This window comes from Protofrankia coriariae (assembly GCF_001017755.1).
In the GTDB taxonomy this organism is placed as follows: Bacteria; Actinomycetota; Actinomycetes; order Frankiales; family Frankiaceae; genus Protofrankia; species Protofrankia coriariae.
Window position 1 is genome coordinate 4,931 of the sequence record NZ_JWIO01000013.1, and the last position, 6,221, is coordinate 11,151.

Genomic DNA, 6,221 nt, shown 5'->3' on the forward strand with positions numbered 1-6,221 from the left:
GGGCGACGGCCGCCGGCGGACCGAAGGCGATGCGATCATGCTTTTCCGCGCTCGTGGTTCCCGCCGGGCCCGGAAGCCGATCCGGAAGGTTCGGCGGGCTCAGGTCCCCGTGCCGCTACGAGGCACGACTGGTCGGATGACGACGGTGCGCGACCACCATCACCCGGACGGACAGCGTGTTCGCGTCCACCTGGTAAAGAATCCGCCAGGACGGGCCGGTCGCCTCCCACATCGTCGAACGCGACTCCGACAGGGGTGTGCCCGCCCGGCGCGGATCGTTGCGCAGCGGGCCGCCCAGGAACCGGCGGATCTCGCCGGCGGTCCGGTCGGGCAGCCGCTGCAGGTCGCGCTCGGCCGATGCCGCGACGGTCACCTCATGGCGGGGGCTCATGCCGCCACGCCGTTCGTCCGTGGGCGCGGCGAGCACGGGGCCGGCGCGCATGTCCGGTTCTTCACATGGTGATCGTAGAAGTCTCCGCCACCGGCCGCCGGAGTTTCCGACCGGGCGGGAGAAAGGGGCAGGGCTGCCCCGTCCGTCTCCACAACCCGTGACGGGATCTGTGACGGCGCGGCAGCCCGTGACAGCGCGCCGGGCCCGGCGGTGACGGACATGACGCCAAGATTACCCATGTCACTCGACGCCCAGCCGCCACTCGGGCACGCGCCGTACACGGCCCGGCGCCGGCGTGACCGCTGGCCCCGCCCGCTCACGAAATGTCCGGCGGCCCCGGCGGACGTGGAATGACCGTGCCGGTGTCACGGGTTGGTGCTGGGCGTGCGCTACGGAACCGACGAGATCATCCGACGGATGCTGGCCGACACGAAGGTGTGGGCGATAGTGGGGCTGTCGCAGAACACCTCCCGGGTCGCCTACTCCATCGCGGGCTATCTGCGCGCGAATGGCAAACGGACCGTTCCGGTCCACCCGTCCGCGCCCGTGGTCGCGGGTGAGCAGGGGTACGCCTCGCTGGCGGAGATCCCGTTCCCGGTGGATGTGGTGGACCTCTTCGTCCGCTCGGAGCTGGTCGGCCCGGTGGTCGACGACGCGATCGCCATCCGCGCCGGGGGGATCTGGATGCAACTCGGTGTCCGTGACGACGCCGCCGCCCGGCGGGCGGAGCGGGCCGGAGTGCCCGTCGTCATGGACACCTGCCCCGCCATGGAGGCGCCCCGCCTGGCCGTCTGGGCATCCTGACCACAGCCCCGGTCACCAGCCGCGCCTCCCGCGCTCCCCGTGCGCCCTACGTACCCGAGCGCCTACGCGGTGAGTGGAGTGTGTGGCCCTCCGGTGTCGCCGGCGCTGCGGCTGCCGGGGCAGCCCGGGCCGGCGGCCGGACGAGAAACGGGAGATCCGCTGCCAGCCCAGCGCCGCGGCCGGCGGGAGCAGCACCAGCGTCGGTAACAGGTAGCGGTAGTCGAAACACACCGTGGCGGACGGGACCACCAACAGCGCCATCCCCGCCGTCACCAGCAACGCGCAGTCCGCGCGCAACCGCCCGACCTCGCTGCCAGCGCCAGTGTCGCTGCCAGCACCAGTGCCGCCGCCGGTGTCGGCACCGTTGTCAGCGCTGGTGTCACGCTCGGTGCCAGTGTCATTCTCGGTGCCAGTGTCGCTGTCGGAGCTGGTGCCGCCGGCCCGCCCGCGACTGGCGCGCCCGCCCGTGGGCAGAAAGCCGGCAACACCGAGCGCCACCATGACGGCCAGCGCCGGCCCCGGGGTGAAAACGTAGCGCTGGTAGGCCCGCAGGAGCGCGGCCGGCCCGGGGTCGACCTGCCGGGCGACCTGGGTACCGTCGAAGGTGATCAACGGCGCGCTGATGTTCCAGTAGGCCGGCACCGCCTCGGCGGGGAACTGCCAACTACCGACGTGCCAGTCGCGGGCCCCCACCCACCGGCCGGGCGTGAAGAAATGGGCCACCTCACCGGTCACCATCCGCGTGTAGTCCACCGGTTGGCACAGGATGACCTCGTGGGCGAACTCGGCCAACGCGGCCTCCTTCCGGTCCGCGGGGAGATCGACGGTGAACCGGGGGCTGGCGTGGTTCCACACGTAGTAGTTCGGCCCGGGCCGCTGCGCCGGCGGATGCGGCGAGCAGAACAGACGGGCGTCCGGGCTGAGATCCAGTTGTGCGCAGTCGGCGATGGGCGCCACCCGGCCGTACAGCCAGTACGTGTCACCCCCGGTCAGGGCGTAGGCGCCGTGGATGGAATGGAACCAGACGGCGTACCCCACCAGCGGTGCGGCCAGCGCGCCACCGAAGACGACCGAACGTGACCAGCCGAGCCGTCGCAGCAGCACCCAGGCCAGCGCCAGCAGCCCCAGGACGACTCCCACCGTGCGGACCAGCGACGCCAGGGCCAGGCAGCCCCCGGCGAGTCCACAGGCCGCCACGGACGGTTTCGGTGCCCACAACAGGGCTGCGACGGCCGCGACGAGCAGCGCCTCGAACAGCGTCTCCGCCATGACGAAGTGCTCGATGTTCACCTGGTAGGCGTCCAGCAGCACCGGCGTCGCCGCCAGCGCCGACACTCGGGGAGTCAGCCCGCGGTGCACCAGCAGCGCGTAGAGAAGGATGCCGAGCAGGACGCCCGTGAGGTGCTGGACGGCCGGTACCACCCACAGCTGGTGCGTCACGGACAGTGCGCGCAGCAGCAGGGGGTAGCCCGCCGGTCGGACCGGATCGGGCACCAGGGGCCGGGCGAGCCGCAGGTAGGCCATGGAGTCCCCGGAGAACTCCAGCGCCGGCCGATAGGCGATCATGGCCAGGGCTCGCAGGACGACAGCCGGGATGACGACGATCGTGATCGGAACGATGACGGCGGCCGAGGGGCGTCCGCGGGCCNNNCGCGGGCCGCCGCCCGACGGGCGGAGCCCGGCTGTGCCCGCCCCGGCCGTGGGGGATCGGGCCGGGGCAGGTGCGGCCGGGGCGTCCGCGGCCGGCGTCGGTCCCGATCCACCGGGGCCTCCTGATCACGTTATGCGCGGGTCGCCGGCAGGGCGACCGGTCACACCTCCGTAAAGGGTCCCGAGAAAACGTACCGAAGGGATTTTCCGGCTATCGGTCGACATCCGGACAGTATCCGGTCGACATCCGACCGACATCCGACCGGCATCCGGTTGGCATCGTCATATCCGGTATCTGTCACCAGGTGCTTCCGGACCGCTGACACGAGGCAGCGGCTGTCGCAAATCGAGACGCAAGGCGAGCGAATGGAGACACAAGGCGCGACGCGCCGGGCCGCGGCGGCCGGGTCGTATGCCGCTGTCCCTGTCGTCCTACTACCGACACCCTGAGAGCGCAGGCCGATGTGACGTCCGTTACGCGGAGGCGTAATCTTCTGTGACTGTGCGAGGAACACCGGTTTCTGGAGATCCATCGACAACGACGTCGGCGAGTCCACAGGTACGTCAAACCGGCCGGGGGGGTTGTCCTCACCAGCCACCGTGCCCGTCCGCCAACAGTCCCGACCGGGACGCTGCGCGGGTGACGAACCGGCACTGCGATCAGGGCTGGAGTCTGCTGTGTAATGGTGTGATCCTTTTTGACGACACGGGGGAGATTCTGCCGACGGGGGGCATCATCGAACCGCGGCGGGTGCCTCCGATGCCGAGGAGCATGGTCGGCAGCGGTGCGGTTGCCACGCGGCAACCGATGGCCGTGCCCACACCACGCGTCCGGACGGTGTGAGGCGGCCGCCCGGCCCGAACCGGCCCGTGACAATCATTCGATCAAAGGGTATGCGCGGATGACTGTCCGGGCGGGTATCCGGGTATACGGCGGCCCCGGCAGGGCCGCTCTCGAAGGGGCCGCTTCCGAAAAGTCCTGAGCGGACCTGTCCGGCTGAGCAGTGCGTAATGGCATCTTTACGCGTGGCTGACGGGCGCCGCCGGGGCTGTCCGGCCGGACGGGTATGCGCGCGGGTTTTCCGCCCGCTCGGCGGCCGGGGCCGGCACGCCGTCAGGCTGGAGAGCGCGCGGGACGGTCCTGACGTGCGGGATGGCCCTGACGTGTGCGTCGGCCTGGATCCCGCCGGTCCCTCCGACCGCGCCGATCGACAGCCATCTGACCGTGGCCGAGCCACCTCCGGTAGAAGGTCGCTCGTCCGGGCGCCGCCAGTGTGACCGCGCGTCCGCGCGCGTGCGTCGGGCGGCCGGCCACGGCCTGGCGGCCTAGCGGTAGCGGTTGGTGTCGTAGCGTTCCTGGAGCGGGACCAGCGTGTGCAGCGGCGCGGTCAGGCTCGCGACGGTGTCGGGGTCGAGGATGTCCTGGACGAGCAGGGCGCACGCGAGGTCCGCGCAGAGTTCCATGACCCGCTGGTCGGTGCCGACGTCCACGGAGTCGATCGTCGTGTGGCAGGACGGGCACAGCCGCCAGAAGCCCTCGGCGGCGCTGCGGCGTACCAGCGTCCACACCCGGCGGCGTCCCGTGCGCACGGCGCTGTTGAACGCGATCTGCATGGCGTCCTGGTGGGCGCTCTCGTCCCGGGTGAACGCGGCGACCAGCAGGCGGTCGTAGGTTCGCAGGCTGTCGGCATCGTGACAGCGCCGTGACAGCGCCGGCAGCGCGGCAAGCACCCGCTTGACCTCGGATCCGAATGGGCCGAGATCTGGTTCGTGCCCGCGGCTGCGGGGGTAGACAGTGCGCCAGGGCCGCAGCAGCGCCGCGTACTCCGACCGGGTGAGAACCGGCTTGGCGTAGGCGGCCGCGATCGCGTCCCGGACCGCCTTGAGCGCGGTCGCGGTGACGTTCGGGTCGACCGTCACGTAGTCGTCGATGCCGGCGAGGTCGTCGGCGTAGATGGCCGACAGGGCGTCGAACGCGGCGAGGACCTCGATGACCAGCGGCGCGTCCGGTGAGAGTGCCTTGTCCCGTGCGGTGGCGAGTTGTGGCGTGTTGCGCCAGGCCGAGGCAAGCTGGTTGAGTTCGGCGTCACTGGTGTGCACGAGTTGGGCAAGAATCGCGAGGATCCCACGGAGATTGGGATGATTCTCCAGTCTGTCGATCCTACGGAAACGCAGAATCATGCCGGTTTCCCCAGCTTCGTACAGGCCATGTCACGTTTTCGTATTCCGGCGATGACGCCGAGTAGTATTTCTGTCCGTGGCGGCTCTGGCATCTGCTGTCGCGTCCGGCTGTCGGCAGCCGTCACATCGCCTCCTCACGAGGCCCTCTGGTCGCGCCTGGGGGCCAGTTGGCCACTGGTCGGCCAAAGGCCCCGTTCTTCCTGGACGTCCGACTGGGATCATAGCCGTCGGGGCGAATAGGTTGGACCATGGTCTCGGCAGCATGTACGTCGGATGAACCCTACGGCAACTGGCGCACCGATAGTAGCCGCAACGATGGTAGCCGGAGGACGCGGGCCAGCGACAGGAAAGGGGCGCGAGTGACTGTGACCGATATCTCGGCGTTGCGGGGGGCGGGGATTGCCGTCAGACGCGCGGACGGTCGGGCGGTGACCCGGAATGACTGGCTGGACTCCCGCCACTCGTTCGCGTTCGGTCGCCACTATGATCCGGCCAACACCCATTTCGGCCTGCTGCTGGTCAGTAACGACGACCATGTCGCTCCCGGTGGCGGCTTCGCCACCCATTCACACCGGGACATGGAGATCGTGACATGGGTGCTGGAGGGTGAGCTCCTGCACACCGATTCCACCGGGACCCATGGCACCATCCGGCCCGGGGTCGCTCAGCGTATGAGCGCCGGTACGGGGATCCTGCACGCGGAGATGAACGCGGTGGGCGCCACCGATGATCCGTGGACAGCCGATGCCCCGGGCGCCAGTCCCGTCCCCGGCGATCCGGGCACCGTCCACTTCATCCAGATGTGGGTGACCCCCGACCACACCGGGATCACGCCCAGTTATGCCCAGCGGGACGTGACGGACGCCCTCGCCACCGGTGAGCTGGTGACGATCGCCGGCGGGGAGGGCTCGAACGCCGCCATCGACATCCAGCAGCGCAAGGCGGTCCTGCACGCGGCGCGCCTGCCCGCCGCCGGCCGGGTGCACCTGCCGTCCGCGCCGTGGGCGCACCTGTTCGTCGCGCGCGGCGCGGTCACGCTGGAGAGCGCGGGCGAACTCGATACCGGGGACGCGGCCCGGATCAGGGGCTGTGACGGGCTTGCCGTGACCGCCGAGGCCGGACCGGCAGAGATCCTGGTATGGGAGATGCACGCCGCACTGGGACGCTGACCGACCGGCTGGCCGGCCCGACCGGC

Annotated in this window: 6 protein-coding genes; 3 read left to right on the forward strand and 3 right to left on the reverse strand. The window is 70.5% G+C overall.

The genetic code is table 11. The features are described 5' to 3' along the window. Nucleotides 1-115: 115 nt before the first annotated feature. Nucleotides 116-442, reverse strand: coding sequence for a cytotoxic translational repressor of toxin-antitoxin stability system (locus FrCorBMG51_RS09560; RefSeq protein WP_083731075.1), 327 nt, complete (start codon nt 440-442; stop codon nt 116-118). Nucleotides 443-775: 333 nt separating this feature from the next. On the opposite strand from FrCorBMG51_RS09560, the gene FrCorBMG51_RS09565 reads away from it, so the two are divergent. After that, a complete protein-coding gene (locus FrCorBMG51_RS09565; RefSeq protein WP_175648372.1) occupies nt 776-1,195 on the forward strand; it encodes a CoA-binding protein in 420 nt (139 codons plus the stop codon). Nucleotides 1,196-1,207: 12 nt separating this feature from the next. Here FrCorBMG51_RS09565 and FrCorBMG51_RS09570 read toward each other — a convergent pair whose 3' ends face one another. Beyond that, on the reverse strand, nt 1,208-2,761 hold the full coding sequence (locus FrCorBMG51_RS09570) for a hypothetical protein (protein WP_052914512.1): 1,554 nt from the start codon (nt 2,759-2,761) through the stop codon (nt 1,208-1,210). 724 nt (nt 2,762-3,485) lie between these two features. Between FrCorBMG51_RS09570 and FrCorBMG51_RS33690 the strand changes: the two genes are divergently transcribed. Continuing rightward, nucleotides 3,486-3,689, forward strand: coding sequence for a DUF5999 family protein (locus FrCorBMG51_RS33690; protein ID WP_043603574.1), 204 nt, complete (start codon nt 3,486-3,488; stop codon nt 3,687-3,689). Between the two features lie 482 nt (nt 3,690-4,171). Here FrCorBMG51_RS33690 and FrCorBMG51_RS09580 read toward each other — a convergent pair whose 3' ends face one another. Further along, nucleotides 4,172-5,026: a hypothetical protein gene (locus tag FrCorBMG51_RS09580; RefSeq protein WP_047222738.1), complete on the reverse strand. Its 855-nt coding sequence runs from the start codon at nt 5,024-5,026 to the stop codon at nt 4,172-4,174. 365 nt (nt 5,027-5,391) lie between these two features. On the opposite strand from FrCorBMG51_RS09580, the gene FrCorBMG51_RS09585 reads away from it, so the two are divergent. Further along, complete coding sequence (locus FrCorBMG51_RS09585; protein WP_086055359.1) at nt 5,392-6,195, forward strand: pirin family protein; 804 nt, start codon at nt 5,392-5,394, stop codon at nt 6,193-6,195. Nucleotides 6,196-6,221 lie beyond the last annotated feature (26 nt).